The sequence below is a fragment of the Flammeovirga sp. EKP202 genome (genome assembly GCF_014534745.1).
In the GTDB taxonomy this organism is placed as follows: domain Bacteria; phylum Bacteroidota; class Bacteroidia; order Cytophagales; family Flammeovirgaceae; genus Flammeovirga.
Map to the genome: position 1 here is coordinate 38,450 of NZ_JACVVP010000012.1, position 26,926 is coordinate 65,375.

Below are 26,926 nucleotides of genomic sequence, written 5' to 3' on the forward strand. Positions count from 1 at the left end.
GAAAAGGGCGTAGTAATACTACACCCTTAAAAAAATCTTATTATTTATTACTTATGTATTTAAATACTTCTTTGTGCGTATTACCTCCATTTTCAGCAATGAAATCAGCATCTTCGCATTCATAACTGATAGTAACAATCACTTCTCCTGTATTCACATCATAAGTTCCTTCACCTGTAATATGAATTTTAATTTCATTCAAGTTGGTTGATTTTGATACATCACCTTTAGTCAATCTTGAATCTTCATATTTTATATCATTCCACACTACACTTTCTGGAGATTTATATACGATCAAATCTTGTTCTGGTACAATTACAATACCTTGTGCTGTGTTTGCTTTATCCAAAGCGACAAAACGCATCATTGAGTCTGTAGAAGCCCCAGTCTGACCATAACCTTCAATGTATGATGTTTTTGAGAATAGATTTTTAACACCAAAAATATTTCCTAGTTGGTTATCATATCTTTGTTTTTCTGATTCATCATACCATTCAACGCCCTTAAAATATATATGCTTATGAGAAGCCCACATATTTTCGTCTTCACTATTTACCTTTACATATGGGAATAACGAACGGTTAGAGAAACTTCCACCTTCTTTTTGGTATTGTTGTTTCACTTGAAATATACTGTCCTGATCTACAATATGTTGTTTTTGATCATCAAATAAATATAAGAATAAGTTCTCTGGTTTTAACCATACTGTCGTGAAATCTACTTTCGGGTCAATAATATTGACAGAAGCTTTTGTAATATTCTCCTCGGTAGCAAAAACATAATCTGTTGATGTTGGAGCTCCAAATGTCACCTCAAACATTTTATCTAAACCAACCTCTTGATGAAACTTCACTTGTACATTAAAACTAGTCTCAATTTCACCTTGGGCTAAGGTGATTGTATTATCTTGATTTATATCTACTAAATCGAAATCAATTCCATTTTCAGCATCTCCTGAAAAAGTCAATGGAATTTGAATATCGTGATCCAATGCTTCTGATATTCCAACTTTTACAGTTATTGCTTGTTTCAAATAAGCATTTGTCACTGTTTGTTCTAATGGAACAAACTGCACTACAGGAGCATCTGAGGCTGCACTTGTATTGTCTTTTATTACAATTTCAGTTGCACTCATATCTCCTAAAGTGTATGTTTCGCTTTGTGCTAATTTTAAAGAAACTGTCTTATCCTCATCAATTACAGGATTATTGATAGGTTGAATAAAGATAGTTGCTTCTTTTTCACCAGCTTCTAGAGTTACTTTCGTTTCAATGCTTACAAAGTGCTCTTCAGCTACCGCAGTTCCTGACACTGTAAAGCTCACTTCCGTGTTCTCTCTTACTTCAACAGAAGGGATTACTTTCACCTGAAGCGCACTTGTTTCATTCTCTAAAGTAGAGTAAGCTTCTTGTTCAAAAGAAAGAGTAGGTAGTGTAGTTACATCCTCGTCATTTTTACATGAGGTCATGGCAAATACAGCCCACAATAGTAGTGAAAGATTGAAAAATTTAGTTTTCATTTTCGAAAAAATTTAGATGAATTATTATATAGTTTAGTATCCTTCATTCTGCTCCATATTACTATTGTAATCAAGTGCATAATTTGGAATTGGTAATATCATTTTGTGATTAGGAAAGGAAAGGTTTTGATTTAATACTCCATTGTAATCTGCTCTATTGATATCTTTAGCATTTCGGATCAAATCAAAATAATAATGTCCCTCAAGGGCAAGTTCTTTTCTTCGTTCAATTAAGATATCTTCAACCAATGCTTCTCCTGAAGTTTTAATATCTTCCGCATTGGGATTTGCTCTTTTCACAATACTATTAAGGTCACTTCGAGCCACAACATTGTCTCCAATCCTTGCTGACGCTTCAGCTCTGTTTAAGTAGATCTCTGATAAGCGTACCAAGCGATAAACATTTTCTGTCAATGTTGTTTCATCGTTATTGTATTTATAGGTTAGGGTATCTTTTGTATTTGTATTTACCCAATACAACGACTTACGAACATCCTGATCATCATATAAATCGTACAGATCAGTAGTAACAGAGAACTCTGACTGCTGTTCCCTATTTACTCCTATTATCCTTGATAGAGCCTCTTGAGCAACACCTGTAAAATCTAAGGTCCAAATATCTTCCGTGTTTATCGTGTTATGAGAAGAGAAAGCATCATGATAATCTTCATTAGCTACTAAGGATAAACCTGACGTATTGATTACTTCTGTACTCCATTTGATGACTTCATTCCAATCTCCTTTATATAAATTCACCCTTGAAAGAAGAGCTTTTGCTGCAACAACCCTTAACCATGACTCTTTTCTTACTCCTACTCTGTCTTGATTGTATAAAGTCAAAGCCTCATCCAAATCATTAATAATAAAGTCGTAGGTCTGATATAATTTTGAGCGTTTTGGCTGATCAAGAGGATCAGGTGTTACCTCTAATAAAACTAACCCTATGTGTTGAGCATTTGAAGAATATTCATAAGGTTGACAATAAAAATTTGCAAGGTAAAAATTAAGATACGCTCTTAATGTGAGTACTTCTGCTAAGTATTGTTCCACAAGCAATTTTTCAGATTCACTTTTGGGTGAATACTCTCGTATTCCATGGATAGAATTGTTTATTCTATTCATCATTGAGTAAGCATTTCTATAAGTAGAATATGTAATCTCATCTTCATCTACTTTGTCATGGTTAAACTCATAAGAATTTCGCCACCTATTTTGAGTAGAAACACCTATATTATGACCATATTTCAGGTTACCCCCCTTTAGTTCTGGATAGAGAATAAATGCCTCTTTCCCTAGCGATTGGTTTTCAAGCAAAGAGTTGTAACAGCCAATTACAGCAAGTTCTATATTTTGTATGTTTTCAAAAGCTTCATTCTTTGCAATACTTGTTTGTGGTTCTCTATTCAGAAAATCAGAACAACCTATAGAAAACACCATTACTATGATGTATAAAATATTTTTCATAACGTTTTCAATTCTATAGTTAGAAAGTACATCTTAAGTTGAAAGTAAATGTTCTTGCCTCAGGAAAACTATATCGGTACTCCTGTACAGTATTTACTTTATTTACATCTTTATCTTTATACCAATACGCTACATTAATTACTTCGGCTCCAACACGAACATTACTGATATTCCATTTACTGGTTAATACTTTTGGCAATGAATAACCAAAACTTATACTCTGTAATTTTATATTAGTGCGATCAAATAGATATTGTGTTGAATACTTAACAGGAACACCAGCATTATTTGCTAAAAGAGGAACATCAGTGATATCTCCTTCATTTTGCCACCTGTCCAACTGATCTACACTTTGATTTCTGATATTGATTTGATAACCGTTGGAGTTGTCATTTATATATTGCCAAGGTAAAATGATATTTCCTCCTACATCAAAAGTTAGCTTTATTCCCAGATCAAATCCTTTGAAATAGAATCTATTCACCCAACCTCCATAAAAATCTGGATTTTGTTTCCCTATTATAAATTTATTTTCTAACCGAGAAGTCTCACTCTTGTCCTTAGTAATTGTACCATCTGCTAATTGATACATTAGTTGTCCATCTTCAGGGTATACTCCTTTATAGATTGTTCCTAAAATGCTTGAAACATCCTCCCCAATTTTCATTGTATACTCAGAATTAAAAGATCCATCAATTGAGTATTGTTCCAAATTGGCCATTCGTGTTACTACATTCTTATTAGTTGCAATATTGAAATTACTTGTCCAAAAAAGGTTGTTTTGAATAATTGGTATACTATTCAAACGTAATGTCATTTCAAATCCTTTATTTTCCATATCAGAACCGTTTACAGGAATCGTTAAGAAACCAGACTCAGGAATTGCATTTAAATTTGAAATAGCATTTTTGATAAAGTCATGATAATACTCTATTGTCACTCCGAAGTGTTTATAAACAGCATCTAACCCGATATTTGTTTTGTACCGATGCTCCCATCCTAAATCTGGGTTAGCAGGAGTTGACGGAACTAAAGAACTAAACCCATTATACCCAGTATTATTGTAATTATAAATTCCTTGAGATGCATAAGTTCCTATTCTAGAATTGCCCGTTTTACCAACAGAAGCTCTAAGTTTCAAAAGGTCGAGAGGAGAATTATCCATCCACTTTTCTTTATTGACAAGCCAAGATGCTCCTATAGAAGAAAATAAATCTTTTTTAAAATCTCCACCAAACATACTAGATTCATCTTGTCTAAGGTTGGCAGTAATGTTGTACTTTCCATCATAACTATAATCAAATCGACCATAGATACTTCTTCCTCCGACTGAGAGGTAAGTACCTGAAACCTGCGTATTTTCATTTTGACTTAAACCTGGTACTTTTACGCTTTCTGTTAATAAGTTCTTTTCTAGTACAGACAGTCCGCTTGTTTCAGCATCTTCAATTTGAAAACCTAAAGTCGCTGTTACATTATGTCTTTTTGATTTATCTAAAAAATAGTTAGCATTTAATTGCGTGAAATTCAACCAAGAAAATCGAGTAGATCTTTTGTCACTTATAAAACCATTTCTTGACATTCCTCTTTGATTATTAGCGGATGCAAAAACATAATTTTGATTATTGGACACATCAATACCTGTAGTATTACTCAATGTTAAACCCTTTACTATTTTATAATTTAAGGTAAGAGAACCATTGGTATAATTTGTTTTCACATAATCCTCATTTTCATATAAAGCTGCTAGAGGGTTTAATTGATTATCAAAAGGTGAACTATTATTTAAATTACCATCATCGTCATAAGGACTTAAAAAAGGGAAAAAGGGATAAGACTCGAAGGGTACTACCGTTTTTTTGAGATTTGAAAATCCAAGCACCAAATCCATACTCAACTTCTTGTTTACTTGTGTATTTAGTGAAACTCTTGTAGTAAACCTTTTTGCTGAATTCCCCTCAACGATAGTATTCAAATCACTGTACGAAGTAGAAACTCTATACTTTGTCTTTTGAGTCCCTCCCGAAATAGAAATATTAGTTTGTGCTGAATAAGCTGTTCTCAATAGAATATCTCTCCAATTTGTATCAATATCCTTTGTTGGATCATATCCCAAATTTAGCAAAGCACTCATAGCTTCAGTTTCAGAATACCCTGAATTAGTATAGGTTTCTAAAAAAAGTTCAACATATTGCTCAGTATTTAAGAACTCTACCATGTTAATAACAGAAGACATTGAATAATTCTGTGAGAAAGAAACTGTAGGTTTACTATTTTCACTTCCTTTTTTAGTTGTAATTAGAATCACTCCATTTGAAGCATTTGCTCCATAAATAGCCGAGGCTGTAGCATCTTTTAGTACCGTAATACTTTCTATATCTTCTGGATTGATAAAAGATAATGGATTCACTTTTTGATCGTTAAATTCATTTGCTTGGTTGGGAGCATAAGCATCGTGGAGAGGAACTCCGTCAAGAATATATAAAGGCTGAGAGGAAGCCACAATATCAGAAGATTTAATCTGAGTCATCGAGCCTTGTCCACGGATTCTCACTTTGACTTCTCCACCAAAATCACCCGTAGATTTTTCTACTTGAACACCAGCAACTAATCCTTCTAACATCTCGTCAAAGCTAGGGGTAGTAGTTTCAATTAACAGTTCCTTTGAAGATACTTTTTCGGCACTACCAATGATTTTTTCTTTGGTTTTAACTGCACCATATCCCATGACAACTGCTTCATCTAGCATTTTTGTATCTGGAATAAGATGAACTGTCAGATTCACTGTGTTATTAACTACAACTTCCCTCTTTTTCATACCTGTATATGAAAAAACTAGGGTGAGTGGGAATTTCTCGTCTTTCAACGGAAGTGTAAAATGACCATCAATGTCAGTTATTACGCCTTTATAAGAGTTTTTCACAAAGACAGATACTCCTATCAAAGCGGTCCTATCTTCTTTATTAAGGACAATACCCTTGATCGTATTATCTTGAGCTTGGGTGTAGAAAGCCAACCCCAAAAAGAAGCTTATTAAAAATTTAGCTTTTTTTGAATACATCAAATGAATGATTTTTTGTAATGAAAAAATTTGAAAGTAGTAATAGAAACAGTTAAGTCATCAAAGATTGATTACCCAACTATTATTATTCAAGTATGTATAATTTTTTGATTCTAACATTTGGCCCCGGACATTGGGATTCATGACAATTAATACACTGAGAAATTGTCGCATTGTAAAACTCTACCTGCCCTTCCAATGGGATTTGTTCTTGCTGCCCAACATGTTCTAAGAATTGTTTCGCCATGGCTTGATAAGCTGGTGAAGTTGTTTTTCCTTCTTCTGTTGGAACAGCAGTTAGAATATGATTTACATCAAGAAGTAATTTGTTAATTGAATCTCCATTAAGAATTGCTTTTTTTTGAGCTTCCATCTGATCTGTTGCGTCTCGCATCAACCAAGCTAATTCCGAACCTCCATTAGGATAAGAGGTCGAAGTTCTTTCTGTATTTTTAGAATTATTACAACTCCATAAAATAATGATCAAGAAAGAAAAGGTCAAAAAGGTACAAATACCCTTGTTTATTCGAAATGATAGCATTGAATAAAATTTAATTTTCAATGGCTACACCTTCAGCCATAAACATATACTTTGTTTTTGGAGATTTAATTTTAGCAATTTCCTCTTCTGATTTACCGGCATCTTCTGCGTAATGCTTCAATTCTGCCACACTGATAATCTCCTTTTTTGCAATCCCATTAATCACTGCTTTTTTCCCTGTTGCATCCATAGGAACAAAAAACTTGTAATCTTTGAATTTGACAAAAACTTCAGCTCCGTCTTGATCCATTGGTAATGTTAACCAACATCCTTTCGTTTGGCAAACTCCTGTAATCTCTCCTTCTAGTTGGATATTAACAGTGTCATTTAAATCTAGCTTAGATTTTAATTCAGTGGAAGGTGATACATTTTCAATTTCAAATGTATCTCCATAGAATGCCAAATCTTTATTTTGACCAATTTGACAACTAATAAAAAAAATAGTGAATAGCGGTAGTAATTTATTAAGTTTCATGAATAGAAGTTTAGTATTAAAACAACAGATTGTATTGTATCATAACTTTGCTAATTATAACACTGCAAATATGTGTAAATCATGAAACACAAGTACAAAAAAAACTCTTAATAAGATTTAATCTAAATAAGAATAACAAGAAATAGATAAAAAAGTAGCCTGAAACTTAAACCTTTCGGGTGTAAAGAATCTTCAGTTCAAAACCGAAAAAAAAGCGAGATATAAAATGTTTACACCTCGCTTACTATAAAAATTAGATTTTTGCTTTCCATCCTTCAGTTTCAACTTCAGAAGCAGATGTTAAGACTTTATCTTTCATCTCTTGCATGAAGTTTTCAATATTTTGAGATACCTTCTCGTCTGTAGCACCTACAATTTTAGCGGCTAAGATACCTGCATTTTTAGCACCGTCTAAAGCTACTGTAGCTACAGGTACGCCTGAAGGCATTTGTAAGATCGAAAGGATTGAATCCCATCCGTCGATTGAGTTTCTTGACTTTACAGGTACACCAATTACTGGCAATGAAGTCATTGATGCCACCATACCTGGTAAGTGAGCTGCTCCACCTGCTCCGGCTACAATTGCTGCCAAACCTCTTTCTTTTGCAGAAGTTGCATACTCAAACATTCTTTCTGGTGTTCTATGAGCTGAGACAATTGTCAATTCGTATTCAACGCCTAACTCTTCTAAAACTTGAGCTGCTTCTGACATTACTTTTAGGTCAGATTGACTCCCCATAATGATCCCTACTTTCATGGTAATGGTGTTTGTAAATAACTTGATTATAAAATTGGGGCAAAAATAAGGGCTTTGCAGTTGTCCTACAAAGCCCTTTCTATATTTTATTGATTTTTAGTTAAATCTAGGGTCGTTTGGATAATTGGCTTTCAACCATTTCCAATACAGTTGCGCTTTTTGTTTTTGCCCTGTTTGCTCGTATAAAGCAGCCAAAGCATAACGTAATGATGGGTCTTGCTTCGTGAAACTTAAACCTTTCAAATACGTTTTTTCGGCTTTCTGAATTTCTCCCATTTGCTGTAATACCAATCCCCAATTATAGAATGCTCTAGAATTTTGAGGATTCAATTCGGCAGCTTTACCTAAAGCTTCAGCAGCTTTTGGCCAATCTTTCATTTCTGCATATAAAAGACCTTTAGAGTAATAAGCTTCTGAAGAATTAGGATCTGTCTTGATTGCATTATCCAATTGTACTTCAGCTTCTTTAGGTTTTCCTTGAATCGAATACACTCTCGCTAAACTAAATCTAGCTTCATTCATTAAAGTATCAAACTCTAAAGATTTCTTATAAGAGGCGATTGCATTTGTGTAATCTTTTCTTCTCTCATGGTACTGTCCTTCACCAAAAGGTCCCTCTCTAAAATCTTTTGCTTGAAGGAAATAGTTTTTCATTTCAGCGGTTGCCAACTTAAATGCTTCTTTCCATTTCCCTTTAAAGCGATCTTCTGGTGCATCACCCAAGGCTATGGCAGCTGCAATTCTTACAGATCTCACTGGATCTTTTAAGTAAGGACTCAAATATGAAATTCTTTGATCCAAATTCAATTGAGATAGGTTTTGAATAGAAGTAAAACGAACTAAAGGTTCTGGATCTTTCAAACCATTCATAATTGCTTCAATTGACTCATTACCTGGAGTACGGGCTAAATAATAAACAGCAGTAGCTCTAGCGATAAATGGTGCTTTTTGATCTTCTACCATTTGCTTCAACTCAGAAACATATTCTTCTGAATAACTTCTACCCAAGGCCAATGTGTCTCTCCAATCGTAGTGAGGTTCTCCCCACATTTTCTCGAAGTTTGCAACAGCCCACTTCGTAGATTTATCCGTATGACATTGGTTACAAGCATTCGGTGTTCCCTCATACTTCAAACTCAAATCAGGTCTTGGTATTCTGAAACTATGATCTCTACGGTAGTCATTACCCATATAAACCTCACCTACCATGTGACAATCTACACATCTCACATCCTTTCCAGTATCATGAAGCGTGTGTGATTTCACTTCGTATTCTTGAGGTTCGTGACATTGAGCACAAACTTTATTCAAGTCTTTAAATTTCAACTCCGCTTTGTGAGCATCATGACAGTCTGTACATTTTACACCCTCATGATACATTTTACTTTGTATAAATGATCCATAAACGTAGACCTCATTCAGGATTTGACCATCGTGATAGTACATGTTTTCTCTAAGGATCTCTGGAGCAAATTGATCATAAAATGTTTGACCATATTTAAAGTTTTGAACTAACTGTGATCTTCTTGAGTGACAAGGAGCACAAGATTCTATTAATGTTTTTGCATCATCAGTAGTTCTAAACTGTTGGATATATAATCCTTCTACAAAGTCTTTTTTCTCTTCAAACTCTTCAGAATTAGCAAACGCTACGTGTTCTTTACCAGGTCCGTGACATGACTCACAACCTACATTGATCTCAGACCATTTCGTGTCGAATTCATCCTTTTCGAAGTCATAATTCTTTCTGATGTTCGTAGAGTGACAATCCGCACACATTGTATTCCAGTTTCCACCACCATGAGACCAATGTAGCCATTCGTAATGTTGAATATCATCCATCTCATCATGTTGGTTGAACCAAAGTCCTTTTTCAGAATCCCAAGTTTCTCTAATCACTTGAATCTTCCCTTTCTCCATCTCTACCATGTAGTTTTGAAGAGGCGTAATACCAAATGTATATTTTATCTCATAGTCATGATTAGCGCCATCAGGTCCTTGAGTATTGACATAAAACTTATCTCCTTTCTTGAAAAATCTACTTTTGACATTATTCTTTACGAAAGTGACATTATTGAAGTCACCCAAAACCGTCTCATCGGTAGCAAGTTTCATTGAATTATCGTGATCAGAACCTTTCCATTTATGGTATTCCTCCTCATGACAAGAACGACAGGTCTCAGTTCCCACAAAGATTGAATCAGGATATTGTAGATTTAGATCTGCATGAGGATTTGTAACCTCTGAAGTAGTCTCCACTTTTGTTTCTTTATTGTCTGCTTGATTGCAACTTATATAAATTGCTCCTGAAAACACTAAAGCCGACAAACTGATTAGTAAGTTGTTTTTTAATTTCATTAATGTTGATAGAACTAAGTAATTATCATCCCTATTTAACTATACGCATCACCTGCTAATTTGTTTAACCTTTAACTTATTATTTTTTAAAGAGATAATCAAAAAATGTTTCGTAAGATTATCTAAAGTAAAAGTTAATGTATTTGTATTTGAATCACACTTCCAATTTCCTTTTGTAATTGCAGGCTTGTCATTGCTCATCGCTTCTTCCCATGTCATTGTTTCATCTTTAAACAATTCGAAGTTAATTCTACCTCCTCGAACAGTTTTCAATTGCTGATGATGTACAAATACAAGAGTATCTAAATTATCTTCTTCAGAAAAATGATACCAATGATTTAATAACTCATCATCAGAAATACGACTTGTTTGAACACTTTGACAAGCAGAAGCTAAGATCACTATAAAGATAGAGAAAAAGGAGCACTCTATTAATCTAAAATTCATCATATTTTCATTTATTTGTAATAAAGTTGGGGATAATATTTTTTTATTAAAAACATTTCCCTACTTTTGCACTGCAATTAAGAAAAACAGTGCGGGGTGGAGCAGTTGGTAGCTCGTCGGGCTCATAACCCGAAGGTCATCAGTTCGAGTCTGGTCCCCGCTACCAAGTAAAGGTTATCTCTATTTTGAGGTAACCTTTTTTTATTTACAAGCCCAATATCTAAATAAAATACTATCTTACAAGAGCTAACATAATATAATCTTTAAAAATGAAATTACCTTCAATACAATACCTTTTCAATTCTTTTTTAAAAAGTATAAAAACCTTTCCATTTACAATCTTATCAGCCATTCTACTTACCTTCCTTTTATTTTTCACTATCGACTCTGACAATACTAAGAATATTTGGATGGTAAGAGGACTACACGGAGCTCAAATTGGTATTCCAACCTTTATAGCTATCACTTTTTTAAGTCAAAAATTAAAATTATCGATCCTAAAAACCTACTCTATCAGAATAGTTGGCCTTTTACTTCTATCAGTTTATGTAATGAGTTTGCCTGATGAACTCACTTATATTCATTTTTCAAGAGGTGCCTTATTGACTGTATTCTCCTTTTTATTGCCCTTCCTCGGTATTAGTGTAAAAGAAAGTAATAACCTGAGTTATTGGTTCAATGCCAAAAATATTATAAGCACCTTTATTGAATGTTTATTTTACAGTGTTATTATCAATATTGGTATCTCAATCGCCTTACTTGCTATTGAAGCATTATTTGATGTAAGCATTAAACAAAATACTTACCTTAAGCTGGGCACTTTCAACTTTGTTTTTCTCAATACCGTTTTCTTCACGAGCAAAATAGATTCCTTTTCTTCGGAATCTGATCCTATAGAATATCCTCCATTACTGAAGAACTTGGTTCAATTTATCTTATTACCATTAGTCTGTACTTATTTGATCATACTGTACACTTATGGTTTTAAAATAATATTGGCTCAAAATTGGCCAAAAGGTTGGGTTTCTTATCTCTCCATTGGCTTTTCTTTCCTGGGTATTAGTTCACTTCTAATTATATACCCTATTCGAAATGATAAAGGTTTAAAATGGATTTCATTATTCAGTAAAGGCTTCTATTATGCTCTATTTCCTGTAATTCTTTTATTTTGCTCTGCTATTTACAGACGTATTTCTGAATATGGAATTACTGAGTTCAGGTATTATTTGATTGTACTAGGGCTATGGCTCTTCTTTATCGCTTTGTACTTCCTGATACGGGGACAAAATAATATTAAAGTGATTCCTATTGCTTTGGCACTTCTCACCTTTACATCTGCCTTTGGGCCATTGTCTGCGTTTAATGTCAGTAGAAAAAGTCAGTATGATCGATTATACTCTTTAGGGTTAAAAAACAATTGGATTAATACTGAAGGACAATGGGTAAAAAGTGATTTTAAAGTCAGTGAAGATTATCAAAATATTCGTTCAATCGTAGTCTATCTCATAGATCACCATGGCTACAACACATTACAACCTCTTCTAAAAGAGGTAAATCTTGATGAAATAGTCAAAGAGGAAGATTCAAGATGGAAGAAAAAAGAGGTCATCTTGGCAGAAATGAAATTAAAAGAATATTATAAACACACAGAAACAGATCAGATTGAAAGTTATACTCCAATTAAGTTTGTGGAAAAGTATGACCTCCTCTATGATATCGAAGGTTATCAATATTCTACCTCTATTAGTCTAAGAGAAAGAAATCTCACATCTGATGAAGAAATAAAAACATATCAATTCTCAAATTCTGAAATCACTGTTTCATTTCAGTTGACGAACAAAACAAAAAATATTGGTATTCTAACAATCAATAACAAACAGTTCGATATTCCATACACTTCATTTGAGAAAGGTTATTTTGAACACAAGGGATTCAATAATGAGAACTACAGAATTTACCTCAAAAGGTTATCAGGGTACGAAACAGAAGACCTCACAAAGACAGATAACATCTCTTTCGTCTTATTCTTTAATAAGCCGTAAGTACTAGGAGAAGATTATTGAATACTAATTCTTATTTATTTCTGGCTTAGCCCTAAATAAAAAATAGTACTCCAGTAACTAGAAGTACTATTTTAGAATTCTAATTTGATTAAGTACTAAGCCAAAAATAAATCATAGTTAATTCTAATTTATTTTTTGTGAGTACAACGCTAAAAAATGTATTAATAGTGGTTTATTGAATGTTTTTTGAAGGAAGTAATCGCAAAACAATAAATAGAATTAGTATTAAATAATTTTGTCTTGGTACTTAATTAGAATAAATAGGTGAAAAGTAGACAATTGAAAAATAAAAGCTCTATTGAGAAAATCCCAATAGAGCTATTACTAATATAAAAATCGCTCGGAATTAAGCGTTAGCTATTTCGTCTTTTAATTTACCCAATGAAGCTTTCGCGTCACCGAATAACATCTTCGTTTTATCACCGAAGAATAATGGGTTTTGCACACCTGCATAACCTGTACTCATACCACGCTTGAATACAACAACGTTTTTCGCCATTTCAACATCAAGGATTGGCATACCATAGATTGGTGATGAAGTATCATCTTTCGCAGATGGGTTTACTACGTCATTGGCACCAATTACAAGTACAACGTCAGTAGAAGGGAAACTGTCGTTAGCAGGCTCTAATTCTAATAATTTGTCATAAGACACATCAGATTCTGCTAATAATACGTTCATGTGACCAGGCATACGACCTGCTACTGGGTGAATTGCATATCTTACTTCAACACCTTCATCTTCAAGAGCATTTTCGATCTCGTGGCAAATGTGTTGTGCTTGTGCTACCGCTAAACCATAACCTGGTACGATAGTCACTTTGTCAGCATATTTCAATTGGATAGCTAAATCTGAAACGTTTACTTCTTTCACGATCTCTTCACGATCAGATCCAGAACCTCCGCCAGACGCTCCTAAGTTACCTACTAATACGTTGATCAACGATCTGTTCATTGCCTCACACATCATTACTGTAAGGATGATACCTGAAGCACCTACAAGGATACCACCGATGATCATAATGTTGTTACCGTAGATCAAACCAGCACCTGTTGCACCAATACCCGTTACTGAGTTTAGTAATGAGATTACTACTGGCATATCACCACCACCAATTGGCGTTACGAAAGCGATACCGTAGAATAATGATAGACCAAGTAAAGCATATACTAATGCCATGTTCAACTCAGGTTGTGTCATGATCATTACTGATAATGCAATGATACCGATCAACGACGTGATGTTGATAAGTTGCGGAGCAGGTAAAGTAAAGTTATCTCTTAAAGAACCGTTTAATTTACCATAAGCTACTAACGAACCTGTTAATGATACAGCACCTACAAACATAGCGAAGATGTTTGTCAAAACAGCACCACTCATCATTTCAGTTCCTGCAGGAAGGTTTCCAAATTCAGCAATACCGATCAACATGGCACAAGCACCACCTAAACCGTTGAATAAAGATACCATCTCTGGCATTTTTGTCATGGCTACTTTCTTTGCAGAAGTTAAACCAATACCACCACCTACTAGCATTGCACCAATGATCCATAGGTAATTGTTATCTCCCGTTTCAGGAGCAAATAATGATATAACGATGGCCATACCCATACCTAAAGCTGCTACTTGGTTACCCTTACGAGCAGATTCCGGATGCGAAAGACCTTTTAAACCAATAATAAATACGATGATACTTACTAAATATAGTAAGTCGATTATATTCGAGTAATCCATTTGTTTACGAATCTAATTTCAGGTGAATAAGTAATTAATTTTTACGTTCTTTTTTCTTGAACATATCTAACATTCTGTTGGTTACTGCAAAACCACCTACAACGTTGATCATTGCAAGGGCAATACCGATAAAACCAAGCACTAATGTTAAGTAATCTGTAGCATCAGCTCTTCTGATTAGAATAATCGCACCGATTACTACGACACCTGAGATTGCATTCGCTCCTGACATAAGAGGAGTATGTAAAACTGTTGGTACTTTTCCGATAATCTCCATTCCTAAAAACGAAGAAAGTACTAGTAACGATAACATTGCTAAAGTGTTATCGTCTAAGAAATTTATAATTTGTTCCATATTAGTATCGAATTGTTTGTTGTTAGTTTAGCTTACGCTTCTACGCTTTCCTCTACTTTCGCAGGAGGAACTAATTGCTTTTGTTTTTCTTCGTTTCCATAGACAACGTCTCCTTTGTAAACGATACAGCTTTGAAGAATGATCTCATCATTGAAGTCGAAATCAAAACCTTCTTTTGTTAAGAACAATTTCATGTAGTTTTGAATGTTCTTACTGTATAAAACAGAAGCTTGCTCACTAATATCCGCAGCTAAATTAGAGTTACCAATGATTGTTACACCGTGCTCTCTTACAACTTCTTTATCTTTAGTTAAAGCACAGTTACCACCTGTTGATGACGCTAAGTCAACGATTACAGAACCTGCTTTCATTGTCTTCACAGCCTCTTCAGTCACAAGTGTTGGAGCTGGTCTACCTCTTAATTGTGCAGTTGTAATTACTACGTCTGCTTTTTCAACTTTCTGAGCGATCAACTCTGCCTGTCTTTTCTTGTACTCTTCCGTTTGCTCTACAGCATAACCACCAGCGTTTGTATCATCAGTAGCCCCTTCTACTTCTACAAACTTAGCACCTAACGACATTACCTCTTCTTTTGCTGCAGCACGTGTATCAAATGCTTCCACTTGAGCACCTAAACGTTTTGCTGTTGCAATAGCTTGAAGACCTGCTACACCTGCACCCATTACTAATACTTTAGAAGGAGGTACTGTACCAGCCGCCGTTGATAACATTGGCATATAACGTGGTAAATAGTCAGTTGCTTTCAATACTGCTTTATAGCCTGAGATTGAAGCCATAGACGATAGAATATCCATTGACTGAGCAATTGTAGTTCTTGGAATCATGTCAAAGCTAAAAGCTGAGATTCCTTTTGTAGCGTACACTTCACAGATTGAAGCGTCCTGGAAAGGTTGGAAAGACGAGAATAAGAAAGTACCCTCTGCCAATTTAGCAACATCTTCCTTGCTTAATGGATCTAAAGTAATTAATACATTAGATGAGCTTAATACCTCTTCTCTACTTTTTGACTTTGCACCGATACCTTCGTATAGTTCGTCGCTAATAAAAGCACTTTCGCCAGCACCTTTTTCATAAATAACTTCATGTCCCTCAGAAATGAATTTCTTCGCTAATTCTGGAGTAACGGACACACGTTGATCTTCTTCTTTTAAAATTCCAAATAGCATACCTATGCGATTTTAAATAGTAATATATTCCGTATTCAATAGGATAACCTTACCCTATCATTTGTTAGTTAGTTTGTTAATAAAACATTCAACTTAAAGCCGAACGTTTTAGCAAATATACAATAAAAATATCGTTTTTTTATAATAACAATAATCATCCTTTGGTTGTATTAAAAAAGTTTCAAAAATACACTTATTTTTGTTTACTTTTATTTACCATGATAAAGTGCAAATTCAAGAAGGAAGTATTCAGTTATAAACTATACAGATATATAACACGTAGTTTAAAATAACACAAAACATTTGTTAATTAACTTCTATCTCTTTCAGATCGAAGATTGCCCTAAAATTAAATGTGAATTAAACAGTTACAAAACAACATTAGAAAAGTACAATTTTATATTTTAACTGAAGATAAAGTACTGATAGAAAGAAATTTGAAAAAATATTTACTCAATTGTAAAAAAATAGCGAAAACATTAAAAAAAGGGTCTTTTTAAATACGAAACCAAAACTTCTCTACTCCAAAAAGAGTACAAAAAAAGCCCCTCATCTTGCGATGAAGGGCTCTATTAAACCGCTTGCAAATTTTTAGAATCCTGTAGTCAGGTGTCTTTCTCTAGAATCAATCAATGCTTCATACTCTTCTTTAGAGCCCACACGAATTGTTTCATAGTCACGAAGACCTGTACCCGCAGGAATCAAGTGGCCTACGATAACGTTTTCTTTCAATCCAACTAATTCATCACGCTTACCTCTAATAGAAGCTTCACTTAATACTTTAGTTGTCTCTTGGAAAGAGGCTGCTGAAATAAACGACTTCGTATCCAATGACGCTTGAGTGATACCTTGAAGCGTAGGTCTTGAAATTGCCGGCTGTGCATCACGAACCTTCATTTCTTTCATATCTCTACGTTTCAACGATGAGTTTTCATCACGCATCTCACGGAATGAGATTAACGCACCCGCCTTGAATCTTGCTGAGTCACCTGCATCCGTAACGATCTTCATGCTAAGCACTTTATCGTTTTCTTCACGGAATGTGAATTTCTCAACTACTTGACCAGGCAAGAATGTTGTATCACCATTATCTTCGATAACGACTTTTTGCATCATTTGACGTACAATCACCTCAATGTGCTTATCGTTAATTTTTACACCTTGTAGACGGTATACATCTTGAATTTCATTTACCAAGTACTCTTGTACAGCAGTTGGTCCTTTAATTTTCAAGATATCTGCAGGAGTGATTGCTCCATCTGAAAGTGGCATACCCGCTCTCACATAGTCATTTTCCTGCACTAGGATGTGCTTCGATAAGTTCACCATATAACGACGTTTCACACCGTCACGAGACTCAACGAATAATTCACGGTTAGCACGTTTTACTGCACCGTAAGTCACAATACCATCGATTTCAGATACTACAGCTGGAGATGATGGGTTACGCGCTTCGAATAATTCCGTTACACGAGGAAGACCACCGGTAATATCTCGAGATTTACCAGCAGAACGAGGGATCTTCACTAGAATATCACCTGCCTTCACTTTTTGACCATCTTCAACAGTTAAACGAGCATCTGTTGGTAAGTTGGATGCTACTGTTTCACCGTTATCACCCGCGATATGGATGATTGGGTTTTTAGTTTTATCCTTAGTATCGATAATTACTTTCTCTTCGTAGCCCGTCATTTCATCCGTTTCTACGCGGTAAGTAATATCTCTTTCGATTGATTCGAATTCAGTTACACCGTTGTATTGAGCAAGGATTACGGCGTTGAATGGATCCCATGAACAAATCACGTCCCCTTCTTCAACCATATCACCTTCTTTCACACTTAGGTATGAACCGTACTGAATATGAGCATTGAATAATACTTTACCCTCGTCGTCTAAGATGTTTAATTCAGCTGTACGAGCCATTACTACATCTTTAGCGTCACCTTGAGGATCTGTACTCTTCACTGACTTCATTTCAATGAATTCAACTTTACCTGCTTTCTTCGCTTTCAATGAAGCATCAGTTGCAATGTGGGATGCCACACCACCGACGTGGAATGTACGTAGTGTAAGCTGTGTACCTGGCTCTCCAATTGATTGTGCAGCAATTACACCAACTGATTCACCTTTTCCTGCTACGCCACCTGTTGCCAAGTTTTTACCGTAACATTTCTCACAAACACCCTTACGAGTTTCACAAGTCAATACTGATCTTACTTCAACTTCCTCGATACCTGCTTCTTCAATTTCCTGTGCAATTTCTGGAGTAATAGATCCAGTTGCAGGAACAATGATTTCGCCAGTTTCAGGATGCTCTACATCGTTCAATGAAGTACGTCCTTCGATTCTGTCTGATAAAGCTTCTTTGATCTCATCATTCTCTTTCAATGGAGTTACTGTAAGACCACGTAAAGTACCACAGTCTACTTCAGTAACAACCACGTCTTGAGCAACGTCTACCAAACGACGAGTTAGGTAACCCGCATCGGCAGTTTTCAAGGCTGTATCGGCTAGACCTTTACGAGCACCGTGAGTTGAGATAAAGTACTCCAATACATCCAAACCTTCTTTAAAGTTTGAAAGAATTGGGTTTTCAATAATGTTCGCACCTGAAGCACCACCTAAGTTTTTCTGAGGCTTGGCCATTAGACCCCTCATACCACCTAACTGACGAATCTGCTCTCTTGAACCACGGGCTCCTGAGTGCATCATCATATAGATAGAGTTGAAACCTTGGTTATCCTCTTCCATTTGCGTCATTACAGTAGACGTCAACATGTTGTTTGTCTTCGTCCAAACGTCAATCACTTGGTTGTAACGTTCGTTATCAGTGATTAGACCCATCATGAAGTTGTTACGGATGATATCTACTTCACCTTTCGCATCTTCAATTAATTCTGCTTTTTCTTTAGGGATAATGATTTCATCCAAACCGAATGAAAGACCACCTTTATAGGCCATCTGGAAACCTTCGTGTTTGATATCATCCAAGAACTGAGCAGCACGAGCCATACCTACGATGTCTACCACTTTCGCGATAATCACCTGTAATGCTTTCTTAGAAAGTAGTTCGTTTACGAAACCTACTTCTTCAGGAACGTGTTGGTTGAATAATACACGACCAGCTACTGTCTCGATGAATTTTTCCTCAAGCTCACCAGTCTCATCATTCAATTCTTTTCCTTTTACGTTGATCCATGCGTGACGAGAGATTGCTCCTTCGTTCAATGCAATGATCACTTCTTCTGACGAGTAGAATGTCATACCTTCACCTTTCACGATTTCCGTGTCAGTAGTACGACGTCCTTTTGTCATATAATATAGACCTAATACCATATCCTGAGAAGGTACGGCGATAGGTTTACCATTGGCTGGGTTTAGGATGTTATGCGATGCTAACATCAATAGAGATGCCTCTAATACAGCTTCATGTCCAAGAGGAACGTGAACGGCCATCTGGTCACCATCGAAATCGGCGTTGAAGGCTGTTGTTACTAATGGGTGTAATTGGATCGCTTTACCTTCGATTAATTTCGGTTGGAAAGCTTGGATACCCAATCTGTGAAGTGTAGGGGCACGGTTTAGTAGTACTGGATGACCTTTCAATACGTTTTCAAGGATATCCCAAACTACTGGATCTTTACGGTCAACGATTTTCTTCGCTGATTTTACCGTTTTTACGATACCACGCTCGATCAACTTACGAATAATGAACGGCTTGAATAATTCAGCTGCCATATTCTTAGGAAGACCACACTCGTGTAATTTAAGCTCTGGACCTACTACAATTACAGAACGACCTGAGTAGTCCACACGCTTACCTAATAAGTTTTGACGGAAACGACCTTGCTTACCTTTCAACATATCTGAAAGTGATTTCAACGGACGGTTACCATCAGAACGCACTGCATTAACTTTACGTGAGTTGTCAAATAATGAATCAACTGCTTCTTGAAGCATACGCTTCTCGTTACGTAAGATAACTTCTGGTGCTTTAATATCGATCAGACGCTTCAGACGGTTGTTACGGATGATTACTCTTCTGTACAAGTCGTTCAAGTCTGACGTTGCAAAACGGCCACCATCTAGAGGTACCAATGGACGTAATTCTGGTGGAATTACAGGAACCATACGGATTACCATCCATTCAGGGCGGTTTTCAATTCTAGTTTTCGCATCACGGAATGCTTCCACTACACGAAGACGTTTTAATGCTTCAGCTTTACGTTGTTGCGAAGTATCGTTGTTCGCTTGGTCACGTAATGCAGCCGCCATGTCTTCCAGTTTAGTACGAGCTAAAAGCATTTCTAATGCCTCAGCACCCATCTTAGCGATGAACTTATCTGGATGATCGTCTTCTAATTGTCGGTTTTCGCTTGGTAGCTTATCCATGATGTCAAGATATTCATCCTCTGTAAGGAAGTCCATCTTTGCGATGCCGTCGGCTTCTTTTACACCTGCTTGGATTACTACATAGCGCTCGTAGTAAATGATTTGATCAAGTTTCTTCGTTGGTAAACCTAATAGGTAACCAATCTTGTTCGGTAACGAACGGAAGTACCAGATGTGAGCAACAGGAACAACTAATTGGATGTGTCCCATTCTTTCACGACGCACCTTCTTTTCTGTTACCTCAACACCACAACGGTCACAGATAATACCTTTATAACGGATACGTTTGTATTTACCACAGTGGCATTCCCAGTCCTTTACAGGTCCGAAGATACGCTCACAGAACAAACCTCCCATTTCCGGCTTATACGTACGGTAGTTGATGGTTTCTGGTTGAGTCACTTCACCGTGAGAGCTTTCCAAAATTGATTCTGGAGAGGCCAAACTCACTGTTACTGAAGTGAAATCGTTATTGATCTTTTTGTTTTTTCTAAACGACATTTGCAATTTGCGGTTTTCTTGAATCTGCAAATATAGAAACTAATAAGCAAAAATTCCATTATACACAAAGAAAATAGCTCTAATTTTTAAATAAATAAAAATTAAAATTACAACATACTGAAAATCAATCAATTTCAAGGTGAGTGTAAATTCATAATTTTCTTTAACAGAAAAAGTTTGGGTTGGGTTTTACTTATTACTTTATTACAGTTCTATGAAAATAACTCTTTTATTGTCAAGTATTAATCAATTTGCAGATTATTATTTCTGACTTTTGTCAATAAAAAAGGGCCTTCTAAAAAGTAACCACCAACTCTTCTTTCAAACTCAAATTGATTCTTTCCTTTCCTTCCGCCATTAATACTGCTGTAAAATTTTGTTCATCGACTTGATGACGGTCTTGAAAAGCATTAAGCGAATCTGTATTCGTAAAAAACTCTACAGCAGCCATTACGCCTATATCATGATTCGAAAAGAAAAAGAATTGCGTTCTTCCTTGAGGTGTTTTTGTTTTTGAAACTATGGTAAAGTCTTTTTTCAAATCCTTGTTACTACTTTTAAAAAACCTCTCATCTCCAGTAACTTTGTTAGTATATAACAATTTCTTATCGTCTATTTTAAAGTATGGGTTGAATTGATTGAATAAGTACACGAAATCATTTTGGTTATAAAATCGACCTACATAAATGAGATTGCCATTTTTAATATTGGTAAAAGAAGTATTCGTTGCATATTTAATAAAGAGTTCTTTATCCCACTTCTGAAAATACCTTCCCAAATCATAAGTCGCATGTTCTGCCATTCGTGTCGAATAATAAAGGTCTGTAATTCGGGTTTTGTCTTTCAATTCAGGATGTTCTTCAATTACTTGTAAATACTCTTCTATATTATTGATATTAAAATCTCGTGTCCAACCTTCATTTCCAGAAATAGTTTTTCCTCTATATCCAAAAGCATCACCTATATATAGATGTGTAGGCTGTTGGCTATCCATAAATTCCTGCCACAATGGAGAAATTGCTTCAGGTCTATTCCACCAAAAACTAAAAAATAACACCAACACCATAACACCATAAGGCAAGTATTTTGACACCAGCACAAGTTGTTTTTGCAAGTGGTCATTTGGTGATTGATTGTGAGTGTTTTTTTCAAAGTGTACTCCATACTGCCCTTTTTCAATTAATAACTTCCATTCGTCATTGACTCCATCAGAATCATAATAAGTAGCTAACTTCTTTCTAAGGTTATACACATTTACTCTTACCCTTGAATTACTTTTCGCTTCGGGATCACCTCTAAAAAATTCTATTTCAATCACTCCTTCCTTTAGTGGAGTATTCTTGAATGTCGCTTCAGAAAGGTATTTCAATAATGCGATCGATGTCGGTGCATTTTTAAAAGTATTACTCTGAAGTATATGATCTACAATTTGTTGTTGTTGCTCTTTGGTTGGTATTTGTTGCCTCATAAAAAAAGGATAAAAATGATGAAAAAATAGGGGCAAATCATGTTTTTAACGATCACTTTAACCGTTATAGTGACCGTTATGGTACTACTGAAGGTATAGTTTCTCTTCCAATAGTCTGTTATTTGAAATCAAATCACAAAGTATTATGAAGATAGAACAACAAATTAATTTCAAACGACAGATAGTACCTTTTTTCGGTCTATTTGTAATTTACTCCCTATTTTTTTTAGCATCTACGACTGCTCAAAATACTCAGCTAACAGAAATTAGATATTTAACAGGAACGGATAAAGATCATACGACACCTTGGGATTTCTACTGTTCATCGGGTCAAAACAGTAAAAAGTGGACGACTATTGAAACGCCTTCGTGTTGGGAACTCCAAGGATTTGGACATTACAATTACGGTCACGATCCTTTTGAGAAAAGAGTCAATGAATATGGTTTATATAAACATCAATTCTCTGTCCCGAAATCTTGGAAAAATAAAACAGTCAAGATTGTATTTGAAGGAGTGATGACAGACGCTGAGGTTAAAATCAATGGAAAGTTAGCCGGTGCAATTCATCAAGGAGCATTTTATGAATTCAAATATGATATTACGAATCTGCTTAAATATGGAAATGAAAACCTCATTGAAGTCAAAGTAAACAAAGCCTCTAGTAATGAATCCATCAATCATGCAGAACGTAAAGCAGACTTCTGGATTTTTGGCGGCATCTATCGACCTGTATATTTAGAAGTGTTACCTCAAAAGCACATCAACCGAGTAGCTATCGATGCAAAAGCAAATGGACAGATTACTGCTGATGTGTTTTTAGGGAAAAATACAGAAGGTGATCTAAAGGCTAGCCTATTGGATATAAAAGGTAATCTTGTCCAAAAACTTGACCTTGACCTTTCAACATCAGATCAGAAATGGCAAATAAAAACGCTTGCAAGTAACATTAAAACATGGAATCCTGAATCTCCCCACCTCTATCAATTAGAATTGTCATTATTCAATAAAAAAGGGCAACTACAACATCAAATCAAACAACGCATTGGCTTCAGAACAGTAAAACTCTATGAAGGTGATGGTATTTATGTGAATGGTCAACGTATTAAATTTAAAGGAGTCAATCGACATTCTTTTTATCCCTCTTCAGGAAGGACTACAAGTAAGGCATTAAGTATTGAACATGTTGAAATGATGAAAGACATGAATATGAATGCGGTTCGTATGTCACATTATCCTCCTGATGTTCATTTTTTAGATGTATGTGACTCCTTAGGACTTTTTGTCATTAATGAAGTTTGTACATGGCATTCTCCCTCATTAGATACAGAGGTAGGTGAAAAGATTGTAAAAGAAACAGTAGTCAGAGATGTCAATCACCCTTCCATTTTGCTTTGGGCAAATGGTAATGAATCGGGTTGGAACACTGAATTAGATGATGACTATGCACTATGGGATATTCAACAACGTGAGGTGATTCACCCTTGGAACATTTTTAATAAGACCAATACCCTTCATTATTTTCATTTCCATGGCTTAGCAAATGATGGTCCTGCAACTGACAAGATCTTTTTCCCTACCGAGTTTTTACATGGGCTGTATGATGGTGGGCATGGAGCTGGCTTGGAAGATTATTGGGAAAAGATGTGGAATATGCCCAACAATGCAGGTGGGTTCCTTTGGGATTTTGCAGATGAAGCTGTCGTCAGAACAGATAAAAATGGTGTTTTAGATACAGACGGTAATCACGCTGCAGATGGAATTATTGGACCTTATGGAGAGAAGGAAGCGAGTTATTTTACCATCAAAGAAATATGGTCTCCTATTTTCATTGAGGACCGTACAATCAAAAATGATTTCAATGGAATTTTTAGAATTGAAAATCGATATCATTATACTTCCCTAGCGTCTTGCAAAATGACAGCAAAATTGATCAGTTTCAAAGGAAACAAGAACAAGGTAATCGAAGAAAAAGCTATCCAACTTCCATCACTAGAGCCTAGTGAAAAAGGTGCTTTCAAAGTCGAAAAAACGGATTCATGGAATAAAGCTGATGCACTTCATCTTACCGCTTATGATCCTAATGGTAAAGAAATATTTACTTGGTCTTACCCAATTAATGCACCTGAAAATATCAATCAAAAACTAATTGAGGAAAAAGGTGACAATTCAAAAAAGGCCTTAAAAGTAAAACAGGAACAAGATAAAATCGTCATCACTTCAAGCTCATGTGAGTTCACTTTCTCCAACCAAACTGGCAAATTAAAAAAAGTCACTAAAAATAATCAAGTTATTCCTTTATCAAACGGCCCTATTCTTTTAGGCAAAAAAGATAAGGTAGACACTGTTAAGGTTATTCCAACAGAAAACTACGTTGATATTATTGCTGTTTTCGAACCAAAAAATAAAATGCCAGAGTGGACCAAAATTGTGGTATTAAGTTCTGATAGTATTAAGTGGAGAGTTCATCAAAATGGATTACTCGACCTTGAAGTTGAAATGAAAGGAAAGAAAAGAACAAAAGAGGTGTTAGGCATTTCTTTTAATTATAAAGAAGAAGATGTAGCGGGGATGAAATGGCTTGGAGATGGTCCTTACAGAGTTTGGAGAAATAGAACAAAAGGTACTCGTTTTCAAGTTTGGGAAAATGACTACAACAATACAATTACAGGAGAATCGGGTTTTGTGTACCCAGAGTTTAAAGGTTACTTCTCTCATTTCTATTGGGCTGAACTGAAAAGTAAATCAACGAATGGCTTTAAAGTGTACTGTCATTCGCCTAATGTATTTCTAAGAATGCTTACGCCTGAAAACCCAAGTGGAGATCCAAAAGGTAGAGTGAGTCCATTTTTCCCTAAAGGCGATCTCTCTTTTGTCTATAATATCCCTGCCATTGGTACTAAATTTCAAGAATCGAGTAGTACCGGACCTCATGGCAATGAAGAAATCTATTATGGAAATAGTGACGATCCATTAAGAATTAAACTGACTTTTGAATTTTAAAAAATGATATTGAAATGAATCAACTAACAAAATTTTCGTGGTTACTTATCCTTTTAGGAATAACTATAGGTTGTAAAAAAACGACTCCTAAGGCATCTGAAGAATACAAACCAACATGGGAATCCCTATCGAAACATGATGCTACTCCCGAATGGTTTCAAGACGCAAAATTTGGTATTTACTTTCACTGGGGGCCTTACAGTGTTCCTGCTTATGGTAGTGCATGGTATCCCTGTAATATGTATATCAAAGGATCCAAAGTCAATAAATTTCACGAAGAGCATTTTGGAAACATCAATGAGTTTGGGTATGAAGATTTCATCCCACTATTCACTGCTGAATATTTCGACCCAGAAGATTGGGCTGAATTATTTTTACAAGCGGGAGCCAAGTTTGCTGGTCCTGTAGCACAACATCATGATGGTTTTGCAATGTGGAAAAGTGAAGTCAATCCTTGGAATGCTCAAGAAATGGGGCCAAAAAGAGATATTTTAGGTGATATGTTTCATTCACTGAAAAAAAGAAATATCAAAACACTGGCTACTTTCCACCATGCACGTAATGGTCAAAGAAATGCATTAACTCCTGAAAATTGGGGTAGAAATGGCTTCAACTCCCACTATCCTTACCACCCTGATTTACCTACTTCCACCAAAGATCCTAAATTGAAAATGTTGTTTGGGAATTTTGATACCGAGAAAGAGTTCAATCAATATTGGTTAGACCAAGTCAATGAAGTAGTGGATCAATACCAGCCCGACATGATTTGGTTTGACTCTTGGCTCAACTTTATTCCTTCTTCTTACAGAAAAGAAATGTTAGCTCATTTTTTCAATGAAGGAGCAAAAAATGGTCAAGAAGTAGTCAGTTGTCACAAGCAAAATGATTTACCGATGGAATGTAGCGTTTTAGACTTTGAACAAGGTGGAAGGCGAGATATCTACCCTACTCCTTGGATGACGGATATTACATTGGGTGAACATAAATGGATATATGTTGAAGGGCACCCTTACAAATCCTCTGCTTTGGTGCTAAGAAATATGATTGATGTATGGAGTAAAAATGGCATTGTGCTGCTGAACGTATCCCCTAAAGCCAATGGAGTGATCAATCAGGAACAAAGAAGTATTTTAAAGGACATTGGGGATTGGTTCAAAATTTACGGAGAAGCCGTGTACGGTACTCGCCCCTATTATGTTTTTGGTTATGGTAATGCAAAACCCTCACAAAGCTCTCATGATGGTCAATCTGCAAAAGTAAAGTATACTGCCAATGATGTCCGTTTTACTATCTCTAAAGACAACAAATCAGTGTACTTGTTTGTATTAGGCAAACCCAAAACAGGAAAAAGAATGAAAGTAAGGCCACTTGGTCTACATCGAAACTGTACACCTACACCTATCAAAAAGATGATTGATTTAGGAACAGGTAAAGAAGTCGAATGGGAAATGAAAACGGATAATTTTTATTTCACGATTCCTGATGCACAACATCATGCGATTGCCAACGTGTACAAACTGGAATTAGAATAAAGATGAAAATTGATTTTTTTTAAAAGATTTTGTCAATCTCTAGATTTCAGTTTTCTATAAAATAACTCTT

General features: G+C 35.5%; 16 protein-coding genes and 1 tRNA gene. 4 read left to right on the plus strand and 13 right to left on the minus strand.

What is annotated here, in order from left to right; genetic code table 11:
* Window positions 1-40 precede the first annotated feature (40 nt).
* The 8 genes from IC221_RS09490 to IC221_RS09525 form a co-directional block, all read right to left on the minus strand.
* Window positions 41-1,519, minus strand: coding sequence for a Calx-beta domain-containing protein (locus IC221_RS09490; protein ID WP_188168748.1), 1,479 nt, complete (start codon window positions 1,517-1,519; stop codon window positions 41-43).
* Between the two features lie 33 nt (window positions 1,520-1,552).
* Window positions 1,553-2,983 (minus strand): RagB/SusD family nutrient uptake outer membrane protein, encoded by a 1,431-nt coding sequence (locus tag IC221_RS09495; protein ID WP_188168749.1) that lies wholly within the window; start codon window positions 2,981-2,983, stop codon window positions 1,553-1,555.
* 19 nt (window positions 2,984-3,002) lie between these two features.
* Window positions 3,003-6,044, minus strand: coding sequence for a SusC/RagA family TonB-linked outer membrane protein (locus tag IC221_RS09500; RefSeq protein ID WP_188168750.1), 3,042 nt, complete (start codon window positions 6,042-6,044; stop codon window positions 3,003-3,005).
* Window positions 6,045-6,129: 85 nt separating this feature from the next.
* Window positions 6,130-6,531, minus strand: a complete 402-nt coding sequence (locus IC221_RS09505) for a hypothetical protein (protein WP_223241343.1) — start codon at window positions 6,529-6,531, stop codon at window positions 6,130-6,132.
* A 64-nt stretch (window positions 6,532-6,595) separates the two neighbouring features.
* A complete protein-coding gene (locus IC221_RS09510; RefSeq protein WP_188168752.1) occupies window positions 6,596-7,060 on the minus strand; it encodes a DUF4920 domain-containing protein in 465 nt (154 codons plus the stop codon).
* A 253-nt stretch (window positions 7,061-7,313) separates the two neighbouring features.
* Window positions 7,314-7,823 carry a 5-(carboxyamino)imidazole ribonucleotide mutase gene (gene purE / locus IC221_RS09515; RefSeq protein WP_188168835.1) on the minus strand — a complete coding sequence of 170 codons (510 nt, stop codon included), beginning with the start codon at window positions 7,821-7,823 and terminating at the stop codon, window positions 7,314-7,316.
* Between the two features lie 90 nt (window positions 7,824-7,913).
* Window positions 7,914-10,175 (minus strand): tetratricopeptide repeat protein, encoded by a 2,262-nt coding sequence (locus IC221_RS09520; RefSeq protein ID WP_188168753.1) that lies wholly within the window; start codon window positions 10,173-10,175, stop codon window positions 7,914-7,916.
* 48 nt (window positions 10,176-10,223) lie between these two features.
* Window positions 10,224-10,625: a hypothetical protein gene (locus tag IC221_RS09525; RefSeq protein ID WP_156152312.1), complete on the minus strand. Its 402-nt coding sequence runs from the start codon at window positions 10,623-10,625 to the stop codon at window positions 10,224-10,226.
* A gap of 87 nt (window positions 10,626-10,712) precedes the next feature.
* On the opposite strand from IC221_RS09525, the gene IC221_RS09530 reads away from it, so the two are divergent.
* Window positions 10,713-10,788: transfer RNA gene (locus tag IC221_RS09530), tRNA-Met, on the plus strand.
* 103 nt (window positions 10,789-10,891) lie between these two features.
* The gene (locus IC221_RS09535; RefSeq protein WP_188168754.1) at window positions 10,892-12,664 is read left to right on the plus strand and encodes a DUF4153 domain-containing protein; all 1,773 of its coding nucleotides are present in this window, start codon (window positions 10,892-10,894) and stop codon (window positions 12,662-12,664) included.
* Between the two features lie 367 nt (window positions 12,665-13,031).
* On the opposite strand, the gene IC221_RS09540 is transcribed toward IC221_RS09535, so the two are convergent.
* The 5 genes from IC221_RS09540 to IC221_RS09560 form a co-directional block, all read right to left on the minus strand.
* On the minus strand, window positions 13,032-14,420 hold the full coding sequence (locus IC221_RS09540) for an NAD(P)(+) transhydrogenase (Re/Si-specific) subunit beta (protein ID WP_188168755.1): 1,389 nt from the start codon (window positions 14,418-14,420) through the stop codon (window positions 13,032-13,034).
* 34 nt (window positions 14,421-14,454) lie between these two features.
* The gene (locus IC221_RS09545) at window positions 14,455-14,775 is read right to left on the minus strand and encodes an NAD(P) transhydrogenase subunit alpha (protein ID WP_044204502.1); all 321 of its coding nucleotides are present in this window, start codon (window positions 14,773-14,775) and stop codon (window positions 14,455-14,457) included.
* 32 nt (window positions 14,776-14,807) lie between these two features.
* Entirely contained in the window at window positions 14,808-15,962 is a 1,155-nt protein-coding gene (locus tag IC221_RS09550) for an NAD(P) transhydrogenase subunit alpha (protein WP_188168756.1), read from the minus strand.
* Between the two features lie 591 nt (window positions 15,963-16,553).
* Window positions 16,554-20,855 carry a DNA-directed RNA polymerase subunit beta' gene (gene rpoC / locus IC221_RS09555; RefSeq protein WP_188168757.1) on the minus strand — a complete coding sequence of 1,434 codons (4,302 nt, stop codon included), beginning with the start codon at window positions 20,853-20,855 and terminating at the stop codon, window positions 16,554-16,556.
* Window positions 20,856-21,150: 295 nt separating this feature from the next.
* Window positions 21,151-22,323 carry a hypothetical protein gene (locus tag IC221_RS09560; protein WP_188168758.1) on the minus strand — a complete coding sequence of 391 codons (1,173 nt, stop codon included), beginning with the start codon at window positions 22,321-22,323 and terminating at the stop codon, window positions 21,151-21,153.
* 145 nt (window positions 22,324-22,468) lie between these two features.
* Here IC221_RS09560 and IC221_RS09565 point away from each other — a divergent pair, with 145 nt between their 5' ends.
* Entirely contained in the window at window positions 22,469-25,324 is a 2,856-nt protein-coding gene (locus IC221_RS09565) for a glycoside hydrolase family 2 protein (RefSeq protein ID WP_188168759.1), read from the plus strand.
* A gap of 14 nt (window positions 25,325-25,338) precedes the next feature.
* On the plus strand, window positions 25,339-26,856 hold the full coding sequence (locus IC221_RS09570) for an alpha-L-fucosidase (protein WP_188168760.1): 1,518 nt from the start codon (window positions 25,339-25,341) through the stop codon (window positions 26,854-26,856).
* The last annotated feature ends 70 nt before the right edge of the window (window positions 26,857-26,926 follow it).